At 65.3% G+C, this 1593-nt stretch carries 2 protein-coding genes, 1 pseudogene and 1 riboswitch; of the genes and pseudogenes, 2 read left to right on the plus strand and 1 reads right to left on the minus strand.

Annotation, left to right across the window (positions count from 1 at the left end; all coding sequences use genetic code 11):
* Nucleotides 1-23: 23 nt before the first annotated feature.
* Nucleotides 24-293 (minus strand): annotated as a pseudogene (locus EOA29_RS35885) (winged helix-turn-helix domain-containing protein); the annotation flags it as partial.
* 66 nt (nucleotides 294-359) lie between these two features.
* Nucleotides 360-563: riboswitch (cobalamin riboswitch) on the plus strand.
* Between the two features lie 39 nt (nucleotides 564-602).
* Here EOA29_RS35885 and EOA29_RS35890 point away from each other — a divergent pair.
* Both EOA29_RS35890 and cobW read left to right on the plus strand, forming a co-directional pair.
* Nucleotides 603-1031: a DUF1636 family protein gene (locus EOA29_RS35890; protein ID WP_126093199.1), complete on the plus strand. Its 429-nt coding sequence runs from the start codon at nucleotides 603-605 to the stop codon at nucleotides 1029-1031.
* Between the two features lie 2 nt (nucleotides 1032-1033).
* The coding region (cobW, locus tag EOA29_RS35895; protein WP_127222357.1) for a cobalamin biosynthesis protein CobW at nucleotides 1034-1593 on the plus strand (560 nt) is incomplete at its 3' end.

A 1593-nucleotide genomic window follows, 5' to 3' on the forward strand; every position in this document is an offset into this window, starting at 1 on the left:
GCTACGCGGCTGTCAACGCGCGGCTACGACACCGAAATGTCGGCCAGCGCCGGCCCAAGGTCGCCGGCCGGGGTTACCTCGATGCTCTCCAGGCCTAGCCAGGTCTGAATCTGTTTCAGCTCATCGAAGAGCTGGGCGGCCGTTTCGGTCGGAGCGCCGGCTTCAGCATAAGCCGCATGGACGCGCAGCATGCTCGCCGGGCGGTCGGCCCTCAGATCGACACGGGCGACGATCCGGTCGCCTAGCAGGAAGGGCAGCACATAGTAGCCATACTGGCGTTTTTCGGCCGGCGACCTTGGGCCGGCGCTGGCCGACATTTCGGTGTCGTAGCCGCGCGTTGACAGCCGCGTAGCTCTAAGCCTAAATCCGCCGCAGACGGTCTTCTCCCGGCAAAGGGAGGAGCCAAGAGGGAATGCGGTGCGGGAAAAATCCCAACTCCGCGGCTGTCCCCGCAACTGTGAGCGACGAGCCTCAGCCGAAAACCACTGGGATGTCTCCCGGGAAGGCGGCGCCAAGGCGATGACCCGCGAGCCAGGAGACCTGCCGTCTGAGACTTTAAGTATCCGAACGCCCGGCGGGTTTTCCGGGCAAGGAGCCTGGTTTTGGATCGCAACGGCAGTTTTCCAGCCAATATCGCGGATTTTTCGTCCGAGCCCGACGACGCATTGGCCGGAGTCACCGTCATCGTCTGCTCGTCCTGCCGCGACGAGACCGGCTCGGACGCGCATCCGCGCGCCGGCGCCCTGCTTGCCGAAGATACGCGACGCGCCGCATCGGACGAAAACATCCGCATCCGCACCGTCGAATGCCTCGGCAATTGCAAGCGCCGCCTGAGCGCAGCGCTCCTGCGCGACGGCTGCTGGAGCTACGTCTTCGGCGACCTGGAAACCGCCAGCGGCGCCGACCTCGTCGCCGGCGCAAAACTCTTCGCCACCTCGACCGACGGCCTTATCCCCTGGCGCGGCCGGCCCGATTCCCTCAAGCGCGGCCTTGTCGCCCGCATCCCTCCTCTCGACCTCCTGAAGGACTGACCATGAACGCCTCCGTCTCCCGTGTTCCCTGCACCGTCGTCACCGGCTTCCTAGGCGCCGGCAAGACGACGCTGATCCGCAACCTGCTCGAAAACGCCAAGGGCAAGCGGCTGGCGATCATCGTCAACGAATTCGGCGATGTCGGCATCGACGGCGAGATCCTGAAAGGCTGCGGCATCGACACCTGTCCCGAGGAAAACATCGTCGAGCTCGCCAATGGCTGCATCTGCTGCACCGTCGCCGACGACTTCATCCCGGCGCTCGACCAGATCCTGTCGCTTAACCCCAAGGTCGACCACATCCTGATCGAGACCTCGGGCCTCGCTCTGCCGAAGCCGCTGGTGCAAGCCTTTCAGTGGCCTAGCGTGAAGAGCCGCGTCACCGTCGATGGTGTCGTTGCTGTGGTCGATGGCCTGGCACTGGCCGACGGCCGCGTCGCCTCCGACATGGACGCCCTGCAGGCGCAGCGCGCCGCCGACGACTCGCTCGACCATGACGATCCGGTCAAGGAGGTGTTCGAGGACCAGATCGCCTGCGCCGACCTGATCATCCTGTCGAAGAG

The organism is Mesorhizobium sp. M1E.F.Ca.ET.063.01.1.1 (assembly GCF_003998155.1).
Taxonomy (GTDB): domain Bacteria; phylum Pseudomonadota; class Alphaproteobacteria; order Rhizobiales; family Rhizobiaceae; genus Mesorhizobium.